The sequence below is a fragment of the uncultured Collinsella sp. genome, from assembly GCF_959026545.1.
Taxonomy (GTDB): Bacteria; Actinomycetota; Coriobacteriia; order Coriobacteriales; family Coriobacteriaceae; genus Collinsella.
On the sequence record NZ_CAUFLV010000015.1, the window covers coordinates 23,531 to 46,010 of the forward strand.

A 22,480-nucleotide genomic window follows, 5' to 3' on the forward strand; every position below is an offset into this window, starting at 1 on the left:
AAAGGCGTTTTTGCGTTGCGCCGCTCTACGCGCGGCGGTTGATGAAGAAGTCTGCCATGGAGCAGAGGAGCTCGGCCGACTCGGGCGTGATGGTGCCGGACGTGGCGAGGGCGCGTGCCTTGCCCTGCGCGTCGCGCGTGAGCTTGAGGGCGAGGTCGCGGCACGCCTCGATGCCGCCGCCTTGCTCGATGAGTTCCACGGCACGCGCGAGTTCGTCCGGGTTGGTTGTCTTGGATTCCAACAGGTCGACGAGCTCACGGTGCGGCTCGTCATCGAGGTGCTCGAGCGCCCAGACCACGGCGAGCGTGCGCTTGCCCTCGGTGATGTCGGAGCGGAAGTCCTTGCCCTGGGCGCTGGCGTCGCCCACGAGGTTGAGCAGGTCGTCTTGCAGCTGGAAGGCAAGGCCGGCGGGGCGTCCCAGCTCGACGAGCTCGCGGGCGGCCTCGTCCGCCGCGCCGGCGGCCAGCGCTCCGATGCGCAGGGGGCTCGCCACGGTGTACCAGGCGGTCTTGCCCTCGATCATGTACAGGTAGTCGCTGCTCGTGACGTCCCAGCGTCCGTCGCGCGCCCAGCCCAGGTCGAGCGCCTGACCCTCGAGCGTGTGACGCTCCATCCGCACAAGCTCGTCAAGGACGCGCAGGCGACGATCGCCCGGCAGGGAGGCATCGTTCAGGACGACCTCGAACACGCGCGTGAGGGCAAGGTCGCCGGCGTTGATGGCAAGGCCCTCACCGTGCGTGCGGTAAAGGCAGGGCTCGCCGCGGCGCAGCTCGCTGGCATCGGCGATGTCGTCGTGGATGAGCGCGGCGCTCTGGAACAGCTCGATGGCCACGCCGGAGGAAAGCGCCTGCTCAGTGCAGCCTCCCATGGCCTCGGCTCCTAGCAGGGCGAGGACGGGGCGCACGCGCTTGCCGCCACCGGCGGTGAAGTGCGCGAGGGGCTCGTACAGGTACCGGTCGAGGTCTCGCGCGGGGGCGTCGACCTCTGCCATGGGCGCGGCGTTCGCCTCGTGCAGGGCGCGCTCGATGAGCGGCAGCTTCTCGCGCAGGTACGCGACGAAGGCCTCTCCCGTGTTGGTGTTTGCATCGCTCATGTGCGGCCCTTTCGTTTCTGTTGATCTCACCGTGTAATGCTAGCAAAACGGGGCGACCGTTGGCCGCCCCGTCCAGGTTCGTTCTGTAACGCCCTCAGCTCCTACGTCCTGCCGGTGCAATGACTGCGCGGAGCGGACGCGATGAGGCCGCGTTTTAGCCCTCGTAGCCGTTGGGGTTGTTGGACTGCCAGTTCCAGGCGTCGCGGCACATGTCGTCGATGTCGAACTGCGCCTCCCAGCCCATGAGCTCGCGGGCCTTGGAGCAGTCGGCGTAGTTCTCGGCCACGTCGCCGGGACGGCGCGGGTCGATGACGTAGGGGACCTCGTGCCCGCATGCCTTGCCAAAGGCGCGGATGATCTCGAGGACGGAGGTGCCGCGGCCGGTGCCCAGGTTGAACACCTCGACGCCCTCGCGGCCGTTCATCCATGCGAGCGCGGCGGCGTGGCCGGAGGCCAGGTCGCACACGTGGATGTAGTCGCGCACGCCGGTGCCGTCGGGCGTGGGGTAGTCATCGCCAAAGACGTGCACGGCCTCGCGCTTGCCGATGGCGGTCTGTGCCACGTAGGGCAGCAGGTTGTTGGGAATGCCCTTGGGGTCCTCGCCCATGAGGCCGCTCGCGTGCGCGCCGATGGGGTTGAAGTAACGCAGCAGCACGACGTTCCACTCGGGATCCGCGGTGTGGAGGTCGGTGAGCATCTGCTCGATCATCCACTTGGTCCAGCCGTAGGGGTTAGTGGCCATCTTCTTGGGGCTCTCCTCGGTGAGCGGGAGGCTGTCGGGGTCGCCGTAGACGGTCGCGGAGCTGGAGAAGATGATGGACTTGCACCCATGGCCGCGCATGACGTCGACGAGCGTGAGGGTGTTGCCGATGTTGTTGCTGTAGTACTCGATGGGCTTGGCCACGGATTCGCCTACGGCCTTGTAGCCGGCGAAGTGGATCACGCGGTCGATGCGATGGGCGTCGAAGATGCGCTCGAGAGCTTCGCGGTCGTTGACGTCGGCGACGTACATGGTGAGGTTGGCCGCGGCCTGGTCGCCGACGATGGTCTTGATGCGGTCCTCGACCTTGGCCGAGGCGTTCGACAGGTCGTCGACGATGACAACCTGGTAGCCGCGCTGAAGCAGCTCGACGACGGTGTGGGAGCCAATGAATCCGGCGCCGCCGGTAACAAGGACGCAGGTATCGGCAGGGGTGAGGGTCTGGGTCATGCAAGCGCTCCTTTCGGGGGATGATGCTGGGGAGAGTATACCGCTTCACATGGTTGCCCCGTCCGTTGAGCGTCTCGCGGCCCGCGTTAACGCAAAACGCCTACCGCGTGCCAAGATGGCTTCATGCGGCAGGCGTTGTTCGCAAGACCTGTTGGATGCGGGTTACTCGAGGGCCCAGCCGCCCGCCCAGCCCCAGCGAGGGCTCACCGTGTCACCGTAGTAGGAGATCCAACGGTCAAGATTGGTGGAGGCGATCCCGCCGATGTTCTCCATGACGGTATTGTTGCCCACGTAGATGCCCACATGGCCGTAGATGCGGCCCATGGTGTTCTTGGAGTAGGTTGAGACGGCGACGATCATGCCCACGCGCAGATTGTCCTTGTTGGAGCTCGTGCACCAGCGGTTGTACATGTCGTTGGCGTTGCCGCCCAGGTAGGAGAAGCCCGCCGCAGCGAACACGCGCGAGACCCACATGGCGCAATATCCGGCGCCGGGGCTCGGCACGGCGTAACAGCAGGAAACCACGCGCTCCTGCGAGCGGGACGAACCGGAGACCTGGGCGTTGCCGGGCAGATACGTCGTTCCCCCGCCGCTCTGCTGGTGCTGCTGCTGAGCCTCCTGTTGGCGACGCTCCTCCTCGACTGCGGCGAGGTATTCGGCATCGCGCTGGGCCATGAGCTCTTTGACGTCGCTGGAAAGGCCATCGACCAAAGTTTGGACTTCGCCTTGCTTGGCCTGCATGTCGGAGAGCTGGTCGGCCTGCTGCTGCCTGAGGGTCTCCAGCTCGGTCTTCTGCTGCTCCAGTTCTGCTTTTTGCTGCTCCAGGCTCTCGCGGATCTGCTGGATCTCACTGATGACCTGTTTATCGGCATCGTTGATCTTCTCGACGTAACGGCTGTTGGAGAGCAACTCGTCAAAGGACTTCGCGGCGAGCAGGAGTTTGAGGGTGCTGCCGGGGCCGTCCTTGTAGCTGTCGGACACGCGGCCGGCGAGGACGTTCTGCTTGTCCTCGAGTTCCTGCTGCTTCTCTTCGATTTGCTCTTGCGTTTCGTCGATTTGGGTTTGGACGTCATCGATCTGGGCGATGGTTTTTTCCTGCTCCAGGCTTAGCGCTTGGAACTCGGCGGCGAGCTGCTTGAGCTCGGCTTCCACGGCGGCGAGCTTCTCCTCTGCCGTGGCGAGTGCGTCGAGGGTCTTTTGCGAGGCTCGTGCAGCATAGGCGCGTCCGGGCAGGCCGAATAGCACGGCGGAAGCGGTCAGCGCAAGTGCCGCCTTGATGGCACCGCGGCGCGAAAACTCGGCATTATAGCCCACGTTGAAAAGTGCGTTCTGAATGCGCTCCTGCTTCTCGACTTCCGAGGCGGGCGCGTTGGGAATGTGCGACATGGGTGCTCCGTTTGGTTCTGTGAATGATGTACGCCACATATCAGGGATAAAGGATACCGCAAGATAATGGGCACGGTATAAATTTCACGGAAACGCGTCGGCCAATGGACATGGTCGTGGTGCGGAGAGGGACGGTTACCGCATGCTGAACGCGATGAGGGCCGCAAGGTACAGTGCAAGCGCTGCGATCGCGGGGGCGTCGCGCCTCGCGACGAGCCGCATCACGTGGTAGTGCGTTCGTTCGCCGCCGGTGTAGCAGCGTGCATCCATGGCGCGCCCCAGGTTCTCGGCATGGCGAAGGGCACTGGCGAATAGCGGAACGATGAGCGGTACGCACGCCCGCGCATAGGCGAGCGCGCCCTTGTTTTCCAGATCGGCGCCGCGAGCGGTTTGCGCCGCCACGATGTGCTCGGCCTCCTGCGAGAGCGTGGGCACAAAGCGCAGGGCTATGGAGAGCACGAGCGTTCCCTGGCGCACGGGTACGCCCACGCGCTCCAGCGGGGCGAGCAGGTACTCGGCGGCGTCGGTCAGCGCGACGGGCGTGGTGGTGAGGGTGAGGAGCGACCCGGCAAGGAGCAACAGGAAGAAACGGGCGGTGTAGAGCACGGCGGCGTGCACGCCGCTCCAATGGATGTGCAACGGCCCCATACTTAAGGCGACCTCGCCGGATTGGACGAAGAAAAGGTTGATGAGCGAGGTGACCACGAGGAAGAGCGCGATGGGACGGACCTGCGACAGGAGGCGGCGCGCGGGCACATGGGAGCAGGCCACGGCGCCGCCCACGGCCAACGCCGCAAGGAGCAGTGTGGGCAAGGAACTCACGAAAAAGCAGCTCACCATAAAGACAACGGTCCCCATCAGCTTCACCCGAGGGTCGAGCCGGTGGATAGGCGAGTCGGCGGAATAGTACTGGCCGATGCTAGCGCGTAGTGCCATGGCGGCTCACCTCCGCATGGTCTATACGGCGGCCGCGGTCGAGCTCGATGACCTGGTCGGCGAGCTCGGTGACGTCTTCCATGCTATGGGTGACCATAATCAGTGTGGTCCCAACCTGCTTGAGCTGCTTCAGAAGCCTCCGGATGTGTTTGCGTCCGGTGGGATCGAGGCCCGCCATGGGTTCGTCGAGCACGAGGACGGGTTGCCCCATCGCCAGGACGCCGGCGATCGCGACGCTGCGCTGCTGGCCTCCCGAGAGCGCGAAGGGCGACGCCTGAAGGAGGGATTCGGTGGGCTCGAGGTTGACGGAGCGCAGGCTGTCGCACACGCGTCGGTCGATCTCGTCCGACGGCACCCCGAGGTTGCGCGGGCCAAACGCGACATCGTCGTAGACGGTCTCGGCAAACAGCTGGCGCTCGGGGAGTTGCGCCACGTATCCAACGCTGCGACGAAGCTCGCCGCGGCGCGCAAGGTCGGCGGTGTCGATGCCCGCGATGCGTACCGTTCCCCGGGTGGGGAGCTTGAGGGCGCAAGCGAGCTCGGCGGTGGTCGACTTGCCCGATCCCGTGCGCCCAATGAGAGCGGTGATGGTGCCGGGCCGCGCCTGGAAGGAGAGGGAGTCGAGCGCGAGCGGAACTGAGCTGCGGGAGGCGTCGCTGCTTCCGCGGACGCCGAACAGCCTCCGGCGGCGCGTGCGCTTGCGCGGGTTCACGGCTTTTGCGTAGGAGAACGAGACGTGATCGAATACGACGCTGGGCTTGTCGATGGGCTCGGCCGCGCTGTCGGCGCGCGTTGCCGCCACGGCACGTTGCTGGTTGGAGGGTCTGCCGTGGCCTTCCGCGCCGCCATGGGCTCCTGCAGCGCCAGAGCGCTCAGCGCTTACACTCCATGCGCTCGGCACCTCGAGACCGAGGCTCTCCACCAGTTTGGGCTGCGAGAAGAGCTCGCTCGGCGTGCCGTCGAACGCCGTGCGTCCGTGATCGAGCACGAGAACGCGGTCGGCCGCGAGGGCGTCTTCCATAAAGTGGGTTACATGCAAGATGGTGATGCCGCGGGCGCTGAGCTCGGCGATGATGCCTCGCACGCCCGAGCGGCCCTCGGCATCGAGCATGGCGCATGGCTCGTCGAGCAGCAGGATTTCCGGTTTCATTGCGAGTGCCCCGGCAATCGCCGCGCGCTGCATCTGCCCGCCGGATAGATCGGCGGGGTCGCTCTGCGAGCGTTCGGCCATGTCGACGGCGGCGAGGGCGGCGTCGACGCGTTTCGCGATCTCCGGCTGGGGGGTGCACAGGTTTTCCGGACCAAAGGCGACGTCGTCGGCCACGACGCTCGTCACCATTTGGTCCTCGGGATGCTGAAAGACGCTCGCGGTCCGGCTGCGTATGGCAAGCGTGCGACACGGGTCGCTCGTGTCCATGCCGTGAATGACGGCGCGGCCCGCCGTTGGGATGGTCAAGACGTTGACGAGTTGGAGCAAGGTCGACTTACCCGACCCATTGCCGCCCAAGATACAGAGGTGTTGCCCGCTGGGGACGCGCAGACAGATATCGTTGAGGGCTTCGGTCGCAGCGCCGGGGTACGTGACGTGTACGTGTTCGAAGACGATGGCGTCGGCGGTCACGAGCGCATTGCCCCCTGTGCCTTGAGGACGTTTGCGCACGGCGCGAGCAGCACTTGGCCGGCAGCGGTGTTAATGATCATTTTGAGCATGTTGAAGGGCAGCAGGATCGGCAGGATCATGGCCGCGACCTCTTGGACGGTGATGGCCGTGTAGAGGGGTGTCACCACGAGGTTCATCGCGCATGCAAGCGCAACGGACACCACGGAGCCGAGTGCCATGCCAACAACGGATGCGCGGCGCGAATGTCCGCCTTTTGCGTACATGATTGCCGCGGGGATGACGAATGCACAGGTAGAGAGCATGCCCATGGGCGCACCGAACGGATCGAGGAACACGCGGGGCATCCACGAGATGATGGCGACGGCGGCTCCGAGCTTGGGGCCAAAGGCGAGCGCCGCGATAAGGCAGGCGATGCCCGAGGGGTCGTACATGAGCCAAGGCGCGGCGGGGAAGATGGGGATCTGCACGAAGCTCAAGATGAGCGAGGCCGCGGTGAAAAGCGCCGCGAGGGCGATCTTCTTTGAATCGATAGCATTGTTCATGGGAATACCTTCCGTTTCTTCACTCCGGACTATACCGTCGGCCCCGGAATCGCACCGGGTCGGCCGCTGTTTGCGGCTCGCGGGCTCATGCGCTTGGCGAGGAATACGCCGCACATTTACCGCCGGTGGGGAATTGCACCCCGCCCTGAAACATGTCGACTATAACGCGCCTTTCTGCGGGGCGCAATGGGGGAGCTCCTCGAAAGGGTTATGGAGTCGCGTGGGAGGGGGCGGGTGCTTGGGTATAGTGGGGTGTGACTGTTTTTCACCTACCTATTGGGAGGGCCTTATGCACGAGCACGAGTATGTGAGCGAAGAGCTGCTCTGTGTGTTGGCGGGAATCGCCGGCGAGGACAATGTGCTCATGACCGAGCCCATGCGCGATTACACGACGTTTCATATTGGCGGGCCGGCTGACGTGTTCGTGACACCGCGCACCCCCGAGGTGCTCGTCAAGGTGCTCGATACCTGCTATTTGGGTGATGTTCCGGTGACGATCGTGGGTAACGGGTCGGACCTGCTCGTGGGTGATCGCGGCATTCGCGGTGTGGTTGTGCTCCTGCGTGACAATCTCGCTCAGGTTGAGGTCGACGCCGGCGGCTGGCGCGTGACTGCCCAGGCCGGCGCGCTTTTGCGTGACGTGGCCCTCTCCGCCGCCGAAGAGGGGCTCTCCGGCATGGAGCCGCTGTGGGGTATTCCCGCGACGGTGGGCGGTGCGTGCTTTATGAACGCCGGCGCGTACGACGGTACGATGGGCGACGTCCTCGAGTCGGTCCGCGTGTACGTGCCGAGCAAACAGGGCAATCGCGGGTCGGTCGTGACGCTCGAGGCGCGCGACCTCAATCTGGGGTACCGCAAGAGCCGCGTGCACGATGACGGACTCATCGTGCTTTCCGCTACCTTCAAACTTTCGCCGAGTAACCCTGCCATGGTCCGAGCCGCGATGGACGACTACCAGGCACGTCGCGAGGCAAAGCAGCCACTCGACATGGCGAGCGCGGGATCGACGTTCAAGCGTCCCGAAGGCTACTTTGCCGGTAAGCTCATCATGGACGCGGGCCTGCGCGGCGCGCGCGTGGGCGATGCGCAGGTGAGCGAGAAGCATTGCGGTTTCGTGGTGAATACCGGCCGCGCGAGCGCGAAGGACGTGCTCGGCCTCATCGAGCATGTGCAGGCCGAGGTCAAGGCACAGTTCGGCGTCGACCTCGAGCCCGAGGTCCGCATGATCGGCGAGTTCTAACGTCTCGAATAGGCCTTGGCGTAAACGTGCCGTCTCCTTGCGTGCGATCGTTCAAAAGCCTGAAAAGAAGCGGCCGTCTCGGATGAGACGGCCGCTTCGGTTTGGGGCGGTAAGGGTGCGTGGTGACTACTTGTCCTTGTTGAGTTCGTCGAGGATCCAGTTGATAGCGCCCTTCGGGTCGTTCGTGAGGTCGATGTACTGCTTACCGCGGGTCGTGAGCAATTTGATGCCCAGGCGGTCGGTATCGGCCTTCATATCCTCGTAATACGTGCGAGCCTGAGGTGCAAGTACGATCACGTTGTACTTGCTCATGATTTCATAATGGCTGCCGTACGCGCCGGAGTTCGAAACCAGGTCGATTCCCTCGGCAGCAGCTCCTTCGCGCAGGGCATTGGCGAGCATTGCGCTCGTGCCGGCTCCCTGGCACAGGACGAGAACCTTGATCTGCTCGCCCGTGCTCTTCATTTTGTCGGCGATGGCTTTGGTGTCGACAACCGGTTCGATGGATTCTCCCTCGGCACCGGTCTCCTCCTCGGCGATGAGGCTAAGGTCATATGCTTTGCAGAACGGATAGTAGATAACGAAGTCCACTGCCAGGAGCACGACCACGAGCAGCAGGGAAATGGCCTGCATGTTGGTGGTGAGGAAGATGCCCACCGGTCCGGGAAGCGCCCAGGGCAGGGTGTAGATGGGGGCGTTCATACCGAGGAAGTCAATGAATGCCTTGCCGATGACGGCGTTGGCCATGGGGGCGAGAAGGAAGGGGACGAACATGTAAGGATTCAATACGATGGGCATACCGAAAATGACAGGCTCGTTGACTCCGAAGATGGTGGGAATGACGGAGGCCTTACCCATGGCGCGCAGCTGCTTGGAGTGCATGAGAAGCATGAGGATGATCGGAACGACGAACGTTGCGCCCGATCCTCCCAGGCCGGAGATGAAGCTCGTGAAGTCCTGCGTGAGGGCAAGGGTGGGATGGCCGCCCGCCTGGAACACTTCGAGGTTGATGGTCGGGTTGCCATAGAGGGCGGCGTTGAGCGGAGTCATGACGACGGATGCGCCGTGGATGCCCATGAACTGGAAAAGTGCGACAGCGCCGGAGATGAACGCCATGCCGGCATAAGAGTCGACGGCGGAGAACAAGGGCGACATCAACGTGGACACGAGGTTGGCGAACGGCGTCGCGATGGTGGCGCGGCAGACGAAGTCGATTGCGGCGCAGATGATGATGGAGAAGCCGAAAGCGAAGATGTCGCGGAAGCTTTGGGCGATCGTGCCGGGAACCTCCTTGGGCATCCTGATGGTCACGTTGTGCAAGATGCAGAACTTATAGACGTTCACGATGATGAACGCAGAGATGAGCGAGGAGACGACGCCCTTGCTGCCCATGAAGCCGGTGTCGAAAACACTGGTGTCAACTCCGTCGACGGCGACAACGGAGTTGGTCACGGAGAGCAACAGCATGCCGCACATGGCCGCGATCATGGTCGAGCTGGGGTTGATCGCCTTTCCGGCAGGCATGCGGCGGTTCATGGAGGTGGCGAGTGAGTTGGCGGTTTGCCCGGCGACCATGATGCCGAAGACGCCCATGGTGTAGGCATACACCTTGTTGCAGAAGTCAAGCGCCTCCTGTGGCAGCGTGATGCCGACATATGCCGGAAGGGTGGATATCAGCAGGAACAAGCTGGAGAACAAGATGATGGGCATGTTCGATATGAAGCCATCCTTGATGGCCACCAGGTACATGTTCTTCGAGATCTTGTCGAAGAATCCCTGATGCCTTTGCAGCAGTTTGACGATTGAGTCCATGTCACGTCCTTTCGTGTACGCGTTCGTCGGCGCTAGGCTGCGGCGTCCGGAATCAACGAGCCTAGTGTGCATCGGTCATATCAAGAAAGATACAACTGATACAAATTGTCGGCAATAATTGAAAAGCACTCGGGAATTGTAGGTCAAGTTATATTTGGCAATATCGGTGAACGGTAGCAGTTACATTTATCAATAAGATAAATACCTGCCAAAATAATAAAAGATATGGATCCTTATACCGTTTACCGATGGAATGCAGACAAGTTATTTAGTTGTTGTAACAATTAGGTATCAATTGAGCGGTATTGTCTATACGCTCGAATGACTATATGAAAGGTGATCCAATGGCAGGTAAGCGTCTTCTCAATTTCAACGCCTCAGACTTTCTGAGTGCAACGCCCATGGAGCTCAAGCAGGCGATTCTTGCGTCGGAGGGGCGCACCATCATGGCGGAGAACGTTCCCGGCTCCCCGTTATTGCTGGGTGCGACCAATGCCGAGTACGAGGCGCATGCCGGTGCGGACCTGCTCATGTTCAACGCGCTCGACCTCTTCGACCCGGAGATTGCCTGCGTGCCTGAGGGGATCGAAGAGAACCCCATCTCTTGGGTCAAGCGCGCTTGCGGACGGGCGATCGGTGTGAATCTGGAGCCAGTGGATGACCAAACCGAAATGGTCGAGACCCGCGTCGAGCTTCCTGTTGGGCGCCGTGTCTCCATCAAAACGCTGGAGCGGGCGAATGAGCTCGGCTTCGACTTTGTCTGCCTCACCGGCAATCCCGGCACGGGCGTTTCGAATGCCTCGATCGCTCATTCGGTCAGGGTTGTCAAAGAGCATTTCAACGGCCTGGTCATCGCTGGCAAAATGCATGGGGCCGGTGTGGATGAGCCTGTCATGACCCTTGAGATCGCCAAGTCCTTCATCGGGCTTGGTGTCGATATCTTGCTTGTGCCCGCCCCGTATACCGTCCCGCATTTCCAGGAGCAGGACCTGCGCGAGATCTGCGATTACGTGTACAAGTTCAATGAGGGAAAGCCCATCGAGGAGAAGGTGCTTGTCCTTGCGGCGAACGGCACAAGCCAAGATTCGTGCGACCCGGACTCCATCCGTCAAATCGGACTTGCGGCGAAGGCGGCTGGAGCGCATCTGCAGCACATCGGGGACTCGTTCAACGGGTGCTGCCTTCCCGAGAACATTTGGACGCTCGGCGTCGCCATTCGCGGCCTTCGCCATCAGCTCGCCATGACGAGTCGCTCGGTGATTCGCTAGGCGCGAGCGTCCCGCCCGTATAATACTATCCACGACGAAGACACAGGAAGAGCGATACATTGGGGGCAGCGGTGTTGGATTCTCGGGAAAAGCGGCCACTTTACGTTCAGCTCGTGGACGCTCTGCTCTCCGACGTGGTCGGTGCCGGCGGCGAGGGAGAGCAACTTCCCACCGAAAAGGAGCTGTGCGATGAATACGCCGTGAGTCGAACGACTGTGCGTCAGGCGCTCGCGGAGCTGGAGCAGAGGGGCTTGATCTATCGCATTCAGGGCAAGGGTTCTTTCATTGCCTCGGAGGCGTCGGTCGATGAGCCCTCGTCCATGCTTGATTTCGATATGCTCGCTCAGTGCGAGAGTGTGGAGCCGGGCGAGATCGTTCGCGAACTGGTTTGTCGTGATCTGCCGGATGTCGCGATGTCGACGGTCCAAATGTTCGGCGGGGCCTCCAGGGCATCAGTGTGCAGGACCGACGTTCGGTATCTTGTCGACGGTTCCGTCGTCGCGCTTGAGAGCATTTACTTGCGGCGATCCGACGTCAACGCGTTGCCGGACTGCGAATCCGAGCCGGTGCTCCGCACACTCATGGCGATTCGCCCTCGTGTGTCTTCCGTTCGCGAAAGCTATCACGCACGGTCGATTACAGCGGGTGAGCGAGATGCCTTTGGCGTCGAAGACGGGGTCCTGCTATCGATCACTCGATATGTGTCCGACGCGAACGGCGCGCTCGTGGCCCTTGTGGAGCGTCGAGTCCTGACCGATCGCGTGTCATATCAGAATTACAGATTTACTTCTTAAGGAGAGCGCATGGCTACCAAGCAGGAAATATCTATGATCGGTTTCGAAATCGTCGCGTACGCGGGCGATGCTCAGACGGATCTGATTGAGGCATTGGATTGCGCGCGCAGGGGGGAGTTCGATCGGGCCGAGGAGTTGCACGCCTCCGCCAAGGAGGCTCTCATCGGTGCGCATGACACACAGACCAAGCTGCTGTCGCAGGAGGCGGGCGGCTCCGAGATGGATGTGACGTTCATCATGGTCCATGCGCAGGATACCCTCATGACCGCCATGATGATGGAGAAGCAGACCCGCTTTTTCATCGATGAGTATCGTCGCATCGCCGCCCTCGAGGCGAAACTGGATTAAGGGATTTTGATGGGGGCTGGGTGCAAATTGCGCGTCGGTCAACGCTTTCGCCGACGGCGCGACGAGCTGCGGCGGCACTTCTGCCACAACACAACGACGTGCGTGAAATGTCGAAACTGATGCGCTTCAACGTCGTTTTTTTCGACATTTCACGCGCATGCCGCACAAACGCCGCGCTGACCGGAGCAATTCGCACCTGTCCCATGCGCGCCCGTTCGCGTACCTCGCCGTTACGAGAAGTCGGTGAGTTCCTGCCAGCGGGAGGATTCCACGGTGCCGCCGTCTTGCAGGATGAAGTACGCCGCCGTGTCCTCGAGCGCGTCGGCGATCTCGGCGCCTTGGCGGCTGCCGGCCACGAACAGCGTGGTCGAGAGCGCATCGGCGGCGGTCGAGGACGGGCTGAGCACCGTGACGCTCGCCACGTCGGTCTGGACGGGCTCGCCGGTGCGCGGGTCGAGGATGTGCCAGTACGTGACGCCGTCTTGCTCAAACACGCGCTCGTACAGGCCGCTCGTCACCAGTGACCCTCCCTGGACGCGCGCGGTGCCCACCACGGTGTCGCCACCGGGGTCGTTGGGATCGCGGACGCCGGTTTCCCAGGGTTCGCCGTTCGGCTTCTCCCCAAACAGCGCGATATTGCCGCCGAGCGAGAGCACGGCGCCGGTGGCGCTCGTCTCGTCGCGTAGTAAATCGCAGAGGCGGTCGGCCACATACCCCTTGGCGATGCCGCCCAGGTCGAGCTTGGCCTGCGGGTCGGCCAGACGCACGGTGAGCGCCTCTTCGTCAATCTCGATGCAGCGCCAATTCACATGGGGCAAAGCGTCGGCGATCGTCTCGGGTGCCGGGCGCACGCCCTCGGTGAAATCCCAGAGCGTGGAAACCGCGCCGATCGTGATGTCGAACAGGCCGTCCGCCTGCTCGCAATACGTTTTGGCGGCGAGCAGGAGGTCAATGGTGTCGGCGTGCACGCGAACGGGTTTGCCTGCCGCCGCGTTGATGCGGGCGATATCGGACTTCTCGTCATAGAGATCGAAGAGGGAGTCGAAGTGGGCACATGCTTTGGCCAGACGTGCCGGTGCTGCGTCGTCACCGTAGACGCTGAAGGTGCAGTAGGTGTCGAAGGCGAAGGTCGACCCGGTGACGGGTTTTGCGGCTGAGGCTCCGCTTCCGGGCCGTGCGCATCCGGAGAGCAGCAGCGCGAGGGTCGAGCAGGCACCGCCGCACATGAGCCCGCGCCGCGAGATCGGCGTGCCCTTTTCCCTATCCATGGAATGCCTCCTGGGGCAGTGCACGCAGGACGAGCCGGGCGGCAACGCCCACGGCGGCCCCGCACAGGACGCCGGACACGGCGAGCGCGGGCATGTTGGCGAGCGCGACGCGGCTGGAGAGCAGCACGGCGACGGCGATGAGCTGGCCGGCGTTATGGGCGAGCCCGCCGAGCACCGAGGTGGCGACGGTGGAAAAGGCCCCGCTGCGCACGGCGAGTGCCATGACGGCCCAGGACAGCAGGCCGCCCGCCAGGGAAAAGACGAGCATCTGCAGGTTGGCGAACAGCAGCGTCGAGGCGATGACCTTGATGAACATGAGGAAGAGGCCCGCTTTCGCGCCCAGGCGCTCGAGTGCCATGAGGATTACGACGTTGCCCAGGCCCAGCTTCACGCCGGGTACGGTGACGGGCAGGGGGATGAGTAGTTCGAGGTAGCCGCATACGAGCGCGGCGGCGGTGAGCACGCCGTAGAGCGCGGCGCGCCGTCCGGGGGAGGTCGGCACCGTGGGCGCCGTGCGTCGCCTGTTATCGGATGTGTCAGCTGAGTTTCTCATACTTGTCATTATACGGGTTGGGTACGCTGTTAGGAGTTTGGCACCCAGTACGAGAGGAGAGCCCTCATGGCCGTCCTGTTTATCGAATACCCCAAGTGCACTACCTGCAAAAAGGCCAAGAAATGGCTGGATGAGCATGGTGTGGAGTACGCCGACCGCCATATCGTCGAGGATAATCCCACGGCGGCGGAGCTGTCGGAGTGGCACGAGCGCTCCGGCCTGCCGCTGCGCCGCTTCTTCAACACGAGCGGCATGAAGTACCGCGAGCTCGGCATCAAGGCCAAGCTCGACGCCGGCATGACGGACGAGGAAGCGTACGCCCTGCTCGCCACGGATGGCATGCTGGTCAAGCGCCCGATCATCGTGACCGACAACGCGGTTCTCACGGGCTTTAAAGAGGCCGCGTGGGAGGAGGCGCTGCTCTAAGCGTCTGTTGGAAATAGGAGGGCCGCCGTCGGTCCATGCCTCGGCTCTCCCTTAAAAATGTCTATGGGAATTGTCTTGTTGAGGACAGTAAAACGTCAGAATGCCATAGGTAATTTCCGTTTTGCCATAGGCGGTCTTGTGAGGGGTACTGGTGGAGATACACGAACTAGAGGGGCTTGCCCATGCTGTTGCGGATGGGCGGATGTCGCCCGAGGAGCTGGTACATCAGGTTCGCGTGGATGCGGTGACCGACCTCGAATACGCCTGCGTTGACAACCAACGAGGTGTTCGCACCGGTGTGTCCGAAGTGATATACGGGGCGGGGAAGACACCCGAACAGATTGCCGGCATCGTTTCCGCGATGCTTGCCGTCGGACAGGAGCGGGTGCTCATCACACGCCTGGATGCGCAAAAGGCAGAGCGGCTGCGGGGTCTTGGATGCGGCTTTTCGTATCACCAAGGCGCTCGTGCCGGTGTGGTGGGCGAGCTGTCCGAACCCAACGGGAACGGGGAGATCCTCATCATCACCGCCGGCACAAGCGACATTCCAGTTGCAGAGGAGGCCGCGCTGACTGCGCGGTTTTTGGGAAACCGCGTACGCGTGGTACACGATGCGGGCGTTGCTGGGATTCATAGGCTCCTCTCGCACGGTGAGGATATCTCCGGCGCGCAGGTAATCATCGCGATCGCCGGTATGGAGGGAGCGCTGCCCAGCGTGGTTGCTGGGTTGGCGAGCTGCCCGGTCATCGCGGTTCCCACGAGCGTGGGTTACGGGGCGAATCTCGGTGGCGTCACCGCCCTGCTTGCCATGGTGAACAGCTGCGCGAGCGGCGTCTCGGTGGTCAACATCGATAACGGTTTTGGTGCTGCCTACCAGGCGTCTTTAATCAACCATCTTTCGAGCGGGGAGGCGTGATGCATATGAAGTGCGAGGGAAGAGACGACGGCGAGCTCCGCGTGGGCGACTCGAGTGCCGCGCTGTGGCTCGATTGCCAGGCGGGTATTGCGGGCGATATGCTCGTGGCGGCGCTGCTCGATGCGGCTCCGGACCGCGCGGAGGCGGAGGCGGTCGTGACGGCCGCCCTGGAGAGCCTACATGTGGAGGGATTCGACATCGCGGTGACGCGCGTGGTGAAGGCGGGCCTGTCGTGCCTTGATTTCAATGTGATCCTCGACGAGGCGCATGAGAATCACGATCACGACATGGAATATCTGCACGGCCATGCGCGCGCCGTACACGGTGCGTGTGAACATGCGCTCCACGAGCACGCCCACGAGCACGCCCACGAGCACGCCCACGAGCACGCCCACGAGCACCGGGGCCTTGCGGAGATCAACGCGATCATCGAGTCCGCGCACATGGAGCCCGGGGCGCGTGAGTTGGCGCAGCGGACGTTCGCGATTTTGGCCGATGCAGAGGCCAAGGCGCACGGCGTTCCCGCTGACCAGGTGCATTTCCATGAAGTCGGCGCCGTCGATTCGATCGTGGACGTCGTTGCGGCGTCGGTGCTTGTCGATTATCTCGGCATCGGCCGCGTCTGCGTACCCGTTCTCGTTGAGGGCCACGGAACGGTCCGCTGCCAGCACGGGGTCATCCCGGTGCCTGTCCCCGCGACCCTCAACATTTGCGCCGCGCACGGCTTGCCGCTCGCCCCGTGCGAGGTGGAGGGCGAGCTCGTCACACCAACGGGTGCTGCTCTCGTTGCCGCCCTCGACCCCGCCTTCGATTTGCCTGCGCGGTACACCGTTCGCGCCGTCGGCCTTGGCGCCGGAAAACGCACCTACAGCAGGCCTTCGGTTCTGCGCGCGGTGCTCATAGAAGAGGAGCGCGGCTCGGGGCTGCAAACCTCGGTGGATTCGGAAGGGGTTTGGACGCGCGCCGCCGAGCTCGAGGCGCCGACGAGGATCGTCAAGCTCGAGTGCGATATCGACGATGCGACATCGGAGCAGATGGCGTATGCAGCCTCCGAGCTCGCTCGTGCCGGCGCGCGAGAGGTGCACTGGCTGCCCATTTTCTCCAAGAAGGGTCGCCCCGCTTATCAGTTGCAGGTGCTGTGTCAGTCCAGCGAGGTCCCAGCGCTGGAATCGATCATCTTCGCCGAAACCCCCACCCTCGGCATTAGGCGCATCGAATGCGAGCGTACGGTTCTCGCGCGTGAGCGCGCGACGGTCCAAACCCCCTTTGGGCCCGTTACGGTTAAGCGCGCGACGCTCCCAGACGGCACGAAGCGCGTTAAGCCTGAATACGAGGACTGTGCCGCCTTAGCGCGCACGTGTGGGGTCCCGCTGCACGAGGTGGTCGAAGCCGCCATTTTGTCCGCGCGGTAAAACCCCAGGTGAGCGGGGTCTGAGAACCCCGTCTGCTTGGCTGTGCGAGAGATTCGTTACAAAAACGGTCGATTTGCGGCATGCGCGGCCGATTTTGCGTCGCGGGGCTACGATACACTAGTTAATCGGGCGCGCCACATGTCCGAATGCCTGCGGGGTCGGTGTCTGCCGCCGCGTCGAGGAGTCTTTGAAGTCGGCATGGAAGAACGAAAAGATGGGGGATCGGTATGAAGCTCATCATTGCATCGGATATTCACGGCTCTGCCTATTGGACAGAGCGCCTTATGAGCGTAATTGACCATGAGCGCCCCGATCACGTGGTGCTTCTTGGCGACCTGCTTTACCATGGCCCCCGCAACGACCTTCCGCGCGATTATGCGCCCAAGCGCGTGATCGCGCTGCTCAACGAGCTTGCTTTGTCCGGCCGCTTGGTCGCGGTGCGGGGTAACTGCGAGGCAGAGGTCGACCAGATGGTGCTTGACTTCCCCTGTATGGCGGACAGCGCCACGCTGATTGACCCGCAGGGCCGCACGCTGTTCTGCACGCACGGTCACGTGTTCGGCGCGGGCATGCACAACAGCGTCGACCGTGTTCCGTGCCTTCCTCAGGGCTCCGCGCTGCTGTACGGGCACACGCACGTCAAAGTGAACGGCCCGAGTAGTGAACACTCCGGGCTGTGGTTATTCAACCCTGGCAGCGTGTCGATCCCCAAAGACGGAACGAACAGCTGTGGCACCTACGACAGCGAAAAACCGCTGGATCAGGCCTTCGACCACGTACTGTTGTAAAAACAGCACTTCGAGCGGAAATGAGGAGAAGACCATGGCCGAATGGAAAGAGACGGACTCGTCGAGTTTGGCGGCCCTCACGCGTGATACGTCCACGCTTGCAGATGCGGCGGAGAGCATGCAGAGTCTGGTCGAGACTATCTGGCGCCTGCGTCAGCCGGACGGCTGCCCGTGGGATCGAGAACAGACCCACGAGAGCATTGCCAAGAACATGATCGAGGAAGCCTATGAGGCCGTCGACTGCATCGAACAAAATGACGAGGTCCATCTGCGCGAGGAGCTCGGCGATGTGCTCATGCAGGTGGTTCTGCACGCGCAGATCGCGGCGGATGCTGGTGCCTTCACCATGACGGACGTTGCGCGCGACATCAATCGAAAGCTGATTCGCCGCCATCCCCACGTGTTCGGCGATGACACCGGCGCAGCCAAGGACGCCCGCGAAGTGCTCGAGATCTGGGATAGCGTAAAGCTTTCCGAGAAGAGCGACAAGGATTCGGCCGCCGTTGCCCAAGGCCAGATGCCGCAAGGTTTGCTCGATGGGGTGCCGAGGGCTCTTCCCGCCCTGATGGAGGCGCAAAAGGTCTCGCGCAAGGCGGCTGCCGTCGGGTTCGAATGGGAGACCGTCGAGGACGTGTGGGCAAAGGTCGCCGAGGAGCGCGCCGAGTTCGAGGCCGAGGATCCGCGCAGCGAAGCGCGCGCCATGGAGTTCGGGGACATGCTCTTCGCCCTCGTCAACGTCGCCCGCAAAGAGGGCATCGACGCGGAGAGTGCGTTGCGCGCGAGCACCGCGAAGTTTCGTGCGCGTTGGGAATCCATGGAGGGCGCGGCGTATCGCAAAGGAATGCCAATTGAGGGCCTCACGACGGACGAGCTCAACGAGCTGTGGGATCACTCCAAGCGGGGTTAGATCGGGCGCTCATCCACATCCATCCAAAGCGGAGGCCGGCAAGCGTGAGCGCCAGTCCGAGTCCGGTATAGAAGACGGCGATGAAGACTTCGGGCGCAAGGCCGAATGCCCTGATCGAGATGCCTCCCGTCATCATGACCGCCATGATGAGGAATGCCGGGACATCGAAGAACTTGAGGAAGAAGTGGCGCTCCTCTTCGTACGAGGCAATGCGCGCCGTGTGCTTGACCACGAGCTTCCCGAACACGAAAAGCCAGAAGACGGCGCCCACCGCGGCGGAAAGCAAGATGTTGATCGGGGTCACGTGGTTGTTGGCGTAGGCTTCGAAGCCTATGCGGGCGATGTTGATGCCCGCGGCAAGCCAGACGATGCTCGCGATGAGTAGCAGCGTGTGCTTGCGGACGGTGAATAGGTTCATGGGGCCTCCTTAGATGGTTCGTCCGCGGTTACGCGCGCGACGAATGAGGACGAAATACGAGGCAGGCGGCAACGCCGGCGACGAGCACGCTCAGGATGACCGAGGGCGTTGTGCCAAGCTTGATAAAAGGGATGCCCACAAGCAGGCCGATGACGTAGGGGACGAGCCAGGCGATCCACACGGCGGCACTCAGGCGGTGAAACGTCTGCTCACGCTTGAGGGCACTGGCGTTATGGCCTCTGCCCTGCACGTAGACGACCGTTGCCCAGATGGCATGGAAGAGCATGAGGACGATGGCGGCGAGTCCGGTTATGCCGTGGATGGCGGGCGCAGTGGCGGCGCTTTCGCGCGCAATGATGCTCATGAGCGTGGTGCCGGTGGTGTCGCACGCAAGGCCGCACCAGAAGAAGGCGAGGTGGATCCCGCGCAGGCGACCGTCAGCACGCTCCTTGAACACGCCGATGGTATACAAGATGAGAGCGCCAGTGATGGCAAGGCTGGCGAACATGAGCATGGGGGACATGAAAGCTCCTTTCAGGCGGCGTCGCTATGACCCCGCGAGGCGGTGTATAATATGAACGATGTTCATATGAACGGCGTTCATATTAGGAGCATGGCACTGTGGAAACAAGTCGGGGGCTGACTTGCTGGTAAAGACCCTGAACGTTCCACGCTTCTGTTCAGAAGGGAAGGCGGGGCCATGAGCAGCAAGAAGGCGATTTCACGCAATCGTATTATCGAGGTCGCGTTTGGCATGGCGCGCGAATCGGGGCTGGCATCGCTCAGCGTGCGCGCCATCGCAGAGGCTTGCGGCGTGGCGACCGGCACGATATACAACCATGTGCCCGACGTCGCCGAGCTGCGAACGGAGGTGCTGCAGCGTTTTTGGCGCGAGGCGATCGAAGCGGCGGAGCTCGAGACGTGCACGCGCGATGCCGAGACCGCGCTGGACTACTGCCGTCGCCTTTCGAATGCCCTGTCCAGCTCGCTCGAGGGGTTCCGCACCGCGTGGCTCCGCGACATGGGGGCGCTCGACGGCAGGACGCGTCAGCGGACCATGGAGGCGGAGCGAGCATGTCTGGGGGACCTGCACGAGACGGTCAGGCACGCATTCGAGAGGGACGCGGCTATCACCAGCCGGGCTCGCGATTGCGTTCAAATGGATGCGGTGGTGGACTTCGCCTGGCAGGCGATGCTCGACGCGATGAAACGGGGCGATGGGTCATGTGAGACGCTTTTTGCCCTCATGGAGCTCGCGCTCTATACGTAGCTCGCAAAGCCTGCACATCTGCATTCGCCCCGCGTGCCATAATGAGGGAAGCAAAGCGCACATACACCCTCAACCGCACAAGGCGCATATGGCATCTACTTCGAACACAACTGCACGTATCTCTCGCGGAATCGATCCCGGCAAGACCGGAGACCTTTCTGCTGCCCGTCAGGCCGCAGCGGTGCATGCCGCCGAGGCACGAGTCGCGGCCAAGCGCGCGTCGGCTCCGGGGCACATGAACGGCAAGCCGGGCTCCGCAGGCGACGAGGGGGCGGCGACGGCAAAGCCCACCCGGCGTTCGGCACGGGGGAGCGAGGTCGCAGCACGTGAGAAAAAAGAGCGCCGCGATGCTCGCAAGCAGGGCTCCCGCAGTTCCGACCGCGCGGGCTTTCGCTCGTCGTCGGGGGGAGGGCCTGCTGGCGGAGCGCATGCCGGCGTTGGTCGCAGGAGCCGCGGCGGCGCACCCCGGGAATCGCAGGCGTCTCAACGCGCTGCCATGAAGTACGCAACGGACAACCGGGCGGTTCGATGGCTGTACGATTTCACCACGGGCCCGAGCCGTCACCTGTTCTATCTGATCATCGCTGCAATCGTGGGCGTGGGCGTGTACATGCCCGTGCGCGACTTTTACATCGCCCATCGCACCGAGGCGATTTTGCAAGAGCAGAAGGCTATTCGCGAAACCTATAACGATTCGTTGGGAGAAGAGGTCGAGTCCCTGCTCTCGCAGGAGGGCGTTGAGGACGCGGCGCGCAGGGATTATGGCATGGTCATGCCCGGCGAGAAGACCATCACAGTTGAGGGTCTGGACGAGAACGGCGACCCGGTTGTGGTCGATACCAGCGCGCAGGGCGAGGATGGGGAGGCCTCGGATGGTGCCTCTGGCGCGAACGGTGCTTCCGAGGAGGATCCCGCAAACGCCAATGGCGCCGCATCCAAGCAGGAGAAGGACACGATCAAGGGGGCCGATGCGGCCAGTAAGGACGCCTCATCTGCTGACAATGGCTCCTCCAAGTCCACGGACAACCCCAAGACGTCGGCGGAAGTGGAGGCCGCCGAACAGGCGGTTCTCGAGAATTCCGCCTGGTACTGGAAGGTGCTTGACGTGATCTTCTTCTTTGATGGCGTCAACGGTATGGCGGTTGTCTCAACGGGGGAATAGGAGTGTCCATGGTAAAGCTCGCTGCCATCGACTTGGGAACGGTATCGTCGCGTCTGTTGTGTGCGACCATGCACGATGGGGCGATCGTCGAATCCCGCAAGCACACGGTCATTACCGATTTGGGCGAGGGCGTGGATGCGCGGGGAGTGTTTTCTGCAGCCGCTATCGAGCGCGTGATGGACGCATGCCGGGAGTTCGTCGATGAGACCCGCTCGTATGGAGCGTCTCGGGTGTGCACGACGCTCACGAGCGCCGCCCGCGATGTGTCGAACGGGGACGCGCTGCTCGAACAGTTGGGCGACCTTGGCCTTGAGCCGCAGGTCATTCCGGGCGAAGTCGAGGCGCGCCTGACGTTTTACGGTGTTGCGCACGATTTCCCCGGCGAGCGTATCGCCGTGGCAGATTCGGGCGGCGGCTCGACCGAAATCGTGGTTGGGACATATGCGCCCAGCTCTGAGGGCGACGCTTTTGCACTCGAGTGCGCCCGTTCGCTCGATATCGGGTGCCGTCGGGTGACGGAGCGCTTTTTCTCTGCTTTGCCGCCTCGTGGTGAGGAGCTTGACGCCGCGGTCGCGTGGATGCGACCCCAGTTCGATGCTTATTGGCGGGCGCTGGACGAGCGACCTGACCGCCTCATCGCGGTTGGCGGTACGGTAACGTCGCTCGTGGCGATGGTCCATGAGCTGACCGTATACGATTCGCACTTCGTGCACTTGCGTGAGTTGACGATATACCAGGTGGAGAACGCAATTGCCAAGATGCGAGCCATGGGGATCGAGGAAATTGCCGCATTGCCGGGAATTCAGGCAAAGCGCGCTCCGGTTATTCTGGCGGGAGCGGTCGTTATGCGCGAGCTTATGCGCTCGGGTGGTTACGACCGCCTGACGGTGAGCGAGAACAGCCTGCTTGCGGGTTCCGCGGCAACGATGTGTGAGGCAATGGCGGGCGAGGCCCCCGTGATTGGCTGGACGCCGACGCTCAGCGCTTTGTAGCGCCGCCGGAACACCGCCGGACAGGCTCCTGGACGGCCTTTTCATCCTGTGGTGCCTGGACATGAAAAAGCCCCATCGCTGGGGCTCACAAATCTTATGGTGCGGGCGAAAGGACTTG

Annotated in this window: 23 protein-coding genes and 1 riboswitch; of the genes, 12 read left to right on the forward strand and 11 right to left on the reverse strand. The window is 62.8% G+C overall.

All coding sequences use genetic code 11. The features are described 5' to 3' along the window. Nucleotides 1–25: 25 nt before the first annotated feature. From Q5Q88_RS07365 to Q5Q88_RS07390, 6 genes are all read right to left on the reverse strand, one after another. On the reverse strand, nucleotides 26–1,093 hold the full coding sequence (locus Q5Q88_RS07365; protein WP_118652725.1) for a polyprenyl synthetase family protein: 1,068 nt from the start codon (nucleotides 1,091–1,093) through the stop codon (nucleotides 26–28). A gap of 154 nt (nucleotides 1,094–1,247) precedes the next feature. Further along, nucleotides 1,248–2,303, reverse strand: coding sequence for a UDP-glucose 4-epimerase GalE (galE, locus tag Q5Q88_RS07370; RefSeq protein WP_118652727.1), 1,056 nt, complete (start codon nucleotides 2,301–2,303; stop codon nucleotides 1,248–1,250). Between the two features lie 162 nt (nucleotides 2,304–2,465). Beyond that, the gene (locus Q5Q88_RS07375; RefSeq protein WP_302742632.1) at nucleotides 2,466–3,689 is read right to left on the reverse strand and encodes a CHAP domain-containing protein; all 1,224 of its coding nucleotides are present in this window, start codon (nucleotides 3,687–3,689) and stop codon (nucleotides 2,466–2,468) included. Between the two features lie 135 nt (nucleotides 3,690–3,824). After that, nucleotides 3,825–4,625 carry an energy-coupling factor transporter transmembrane protein EcfT gene (locus tag Q5Q88_RS07380; protein ID WP_302742634.1) on the reverse strand — a complete coding sequence of 267 codons (801 nt, stop codon included), beginning with the start codon at nucleotides 4,623–4,625 and terminating at the stop codon, nucleotides 3,825–3,827. Next, the gene (locus tag Q5Q88_RS07385) at nucleotides 4,609–6,246 is read right to left on the reverse strand and encodes an ABC transporter ATP-binding protein (protein ID WP_302742636.1); all 1,638 of its coding nucleotides are present in this window, start codon (nucleotides 6,244–6,246) and stop codon (nucleotides 4,609–4,611) included. The genes Q5Q88_RS07380 and Q5Q88_RS07385 overlap by 17 nt, the downstream gene beginning before the upstream one ends. After that, on the reverse strand, nucleotides 6,243–6,788 hold the full coding sequence (locus tag Q5Q88_RS07390; RefSeq protein WP_118652735.1) for an ECF transporter S component: 546 nt from the start codon (nucleotides 6,786–6,788) through the stop codon (nucleotides 6,243–6,245). The genes Q5Q88_RS07385 and Q5Q88_RS07390 overlap by 4 nt, the downstream gene beginning before the upstream one ends. Nucleotides 6,789–6,796: 8 nt before the next feature. After that, nucleotides 6,797–6,945: riboswitch (FMN riboswitch) on the reverse strand. A gap of 132 nt (nucleotides 6,946–7,077) precedes the next feature. Between Q5Q88_RS07390 and murB the strand changes: the two genes are divergently transcribed. After that, nucleotides 7,078–8,028, forward strand: a complete 951-nt coding sequence (gene murB, locus Q5Q88_RS07395; protein WP_302742638.1) for a UDP-N-acetylmuramate dehydrogenase — start codon at nucleotides 7,078–7,080, stop codon at nucleotides 8,026–8,028. A 126-nt stretch (nucleotides 8,029–8,154) separates the two neighbouring features. Here murB and Q5Q88_RS07400 read toward each other — a convergent pair whose 3' ends face one another. After that, nucleotides 8,155–9,840: a PTS lactose transporter subunit IIBC gene (locus Q5Q88_RS07400; RefSeq protein WP_302742640.1), complete on the reverse strand. Its 1,686-nt coding sequence runs from the start codon at nucleotides 9,838–9,840 to the stop codon at nucleotides 8,155–8,157. A gap of 344 nt (nucleotides 9,841–10,184) precedes the next feature. On the opposite strand from Q5Q88_RS07400, the gene Q5Q88_RS07405 reads away from it, so the two are divergent. From Q5Q88_RS07405 to Q5Q88_RS07415, 3 genes are all read left to right on the forward strand, one after another. Beyond that, nucleotides 10,185–11,108 carry a haloacid dehalogenase-like hydrolase gene (locus Q5Q88_RS07405; RefSeq protein WP_118652741.1) on the forward strand — a complete coding sequence of 308 codons (924 nt, stop codon included), beginning with the start codon at nucleotides 10,185–10,187 and terminating at the stop codon, nucleotides 11,106–11,108. 71 nt (nucleotides 11,109–11,179) lie between these two features. Beyond that, nucleotides 11,180–11,902, forward strand: a complete 723-nt coding sequence (locus tag Q5Q88_RS07410; protein WP_302742643.1) for a GntR family transcriptional regulator — start codon at nucleotides 11,180–11,182, stop codon at nucleotides 11,900–11,902. A 9-nt stretch (nucleotides 11,903–11,911) separates the two neighbouring features. Further along, a complete protein-coding gene (locus Q5Q88_RS07415; protein ID WP_118652745.1) occupies nucleotides 11,912–12,250 on the forward strand; it encodes a PTS lactose/cellobiose transporter subunit IIA in 339 nt (112 codons plus the stop codon). A gap of 230 nt (nucleotides 12,251–12,480) precedes the next feature. On the opposite strand, the gene Q5Q88_RS07420 is transcribed toward Q5Q88_RS07415, so the two are convergent. After that, complete coding sequence (locus Q5Q88_RS07420; RefSeq protein WP_302742645.1) at nucleotides 12,481–13,518, reverse strand: FAD:protein FMN transferase; 1,038 nt, start codon at nucleotides 13,516–13,518, stop codon at nucleotides 12,481–12,483. Beyond that, nucleotides 13,511–14,071, reverse strand: coding sequence for a Gx transporter family protein (locus Q5Q88_RS07425; RefSeq protein WP_233546030.1), 561 nt, complete (start codon nucleotides 14,069–14,071; stop codon nucleotides 13,511–13,513). The genes Q5Q88_RS07420 and Q5Q88_RS07425 overlap by 8 nt, the downstream gene beginning before the upstream one ends. A gap of 66 nt (nucleotides 14,072–14,137) precedes the next feature. Here Q5Q88_RS07425 and Q5Q88_RS07430 point away from each other — a divergent pair, with 66 nt between their 5' ends. From Q5Q88_RS07430 to mazG, 5 genes are all read left to right on the forward strand, one after another. Beyond that, nucleotides 14,138–14,497 (forward strand): arsenate reductase family protein, encoded by a 360-nt coding sequence (locus Q5Q88_RS07430; RefSeq protein ID WP_302742647.1) that lies wholly within the window; start codon nucleotides 14,138–14,140, stop codon nucleotides 14,495–14,497. A 151-nt stretch (nucleotides 14,498–14,648) separates the two neighbouring features. Beyond that, nucleotides 14,649–15,413, forward strand: a complete 765-nt coding sequence (gene larB, locus Q5Q88_RS07435; protein ID WP_302742649.1) for a nickel pincer cofactor biosynthesis protein LarB — start codon at nucleotides 14,649–14,651, stop codon at nucleotides 15,411–15,413. Beyond that, entirely contained in the window at nucleotides 15,413–16,825 is a 1,413-nt protein-coding gene (larC, locus tag Q5Q88_RS07440) for a nickel pincer cofactor biosynthesis protein LarC (RefSeq protein ID WP_302742651.1), read from the forward strand. The genes larB and larC overlap by 1 nt, the downstream gene beginning before the upstream one ends. Nucleotides 16,826–17,052: 227 nt before the next feature. Beyond that, entirely contained in the window at nucleotides 17,053–17,613 is a 561-nt protein-coding gene (gene yfcE / locus Q5Q88_RS07445; RefSeq protein ID WP_302742653.1) for a phosphodiesterase, read from the forward strand. Nucleotides 17,614–17,647: 34 nt separating this feature from the next. Then, complete coding sequence (mazG, locus tag Q5Q88_RS07450) at nucleotides 17,648–18,520, forward strand: nucleoside triphosphate pyrophosphohydrolase (RefSeq protein WP_118652755.1); 873 nt, start codon at nucleotides 17,648–17,650, stop codon at nucleotides 18,518–18,520. Here the strand turns inward: mazG and Q5Q88_RS07455 are convergent. Together Q5Q88_RS07455 and Q5Q88_RS07460 are read right to left on the reverse strand one after the other, a co-directional pair. Continuing rightward, complete coding sequence (locus Q5Q88_RS07455) at nucleotides 18,486–18,938, reverse strand: hypothetical protein (RefSeq protein ID WP_118652757.1); 453 nt, start codon at nucleotides 18,936–18,938, stop codon at nucleotides 18,486–18,488. The two genes, mazG and Q5Q88_RS07455, sit on opposite strands and share 35 nt — an antisense overlap. Before the next feature lie 28 nt (nucleotides 18,939–18,966). Then, nucleotides 18,967–19,461 carry an HsmA family protein gene (locus Q5Q88_RS07460; protein WP_294123165.1) on the reverse strand — a complete coding sequence of 165 codons (495 nt, stop codon included), beginning with the start codon at nucleotides 19,459–19,461 and terminating at the stop codon, nucleotides 18,967–18,969. 177 nt (nucleotides 19,462–19,638) lie between these two features. Between Q5Q88_RS07460 and Q5Q88_RS07465 the strand changes: the two genes are divergently transcribed. From Q5Q88_RS07465 to Q5Q88_RS07475, 3 genes are all read left to right on the forward strand, one after another. Then, nucleotides 19,639–20,208: a TetR/AcrR family transcriptional regulator gene (locus Q5Q88_RS07465; RefSeq protein WP_158574789.1), complete on the forward strand. Its 570-nt coding sequence runs from the start codon at nucleotides 19,639–19,641 to the stop codon at nucleotides 20,206–20,208. Between the two features lie 88 nt (nucleotides 20,209–20,296). Beyond that, nucleotides 20,297–21,370 carry a septum formation initiator family protein gene (locus Q5Q88_RS07470; RefSeq protein ID WP_294123160.1) on the forward strand — a complete coding sequence of 358 codons (1,074 nt, stop codon included), beginning with the start codon at nucleotides 20,297–20,299 and terminating at the stop codon, nucleotides 21,368–21,370. Nucleotides 21,371–21,378: 8 nt separating this feature from the next. Continuing rightward, nucleotides 21,379–22,362 (forward strand): hypothetical protein, encoded by a 984-nt coding sequence (locus Q5Q88_RS07475; protein WP_302742659.1) that lies wholly within the window; start codon nucleotides 21,379–21,381, stop codon nucleotides 22,360–22,362. Nucleotides 22,363–22,480 lie beyond the last annotated feature (118 nt).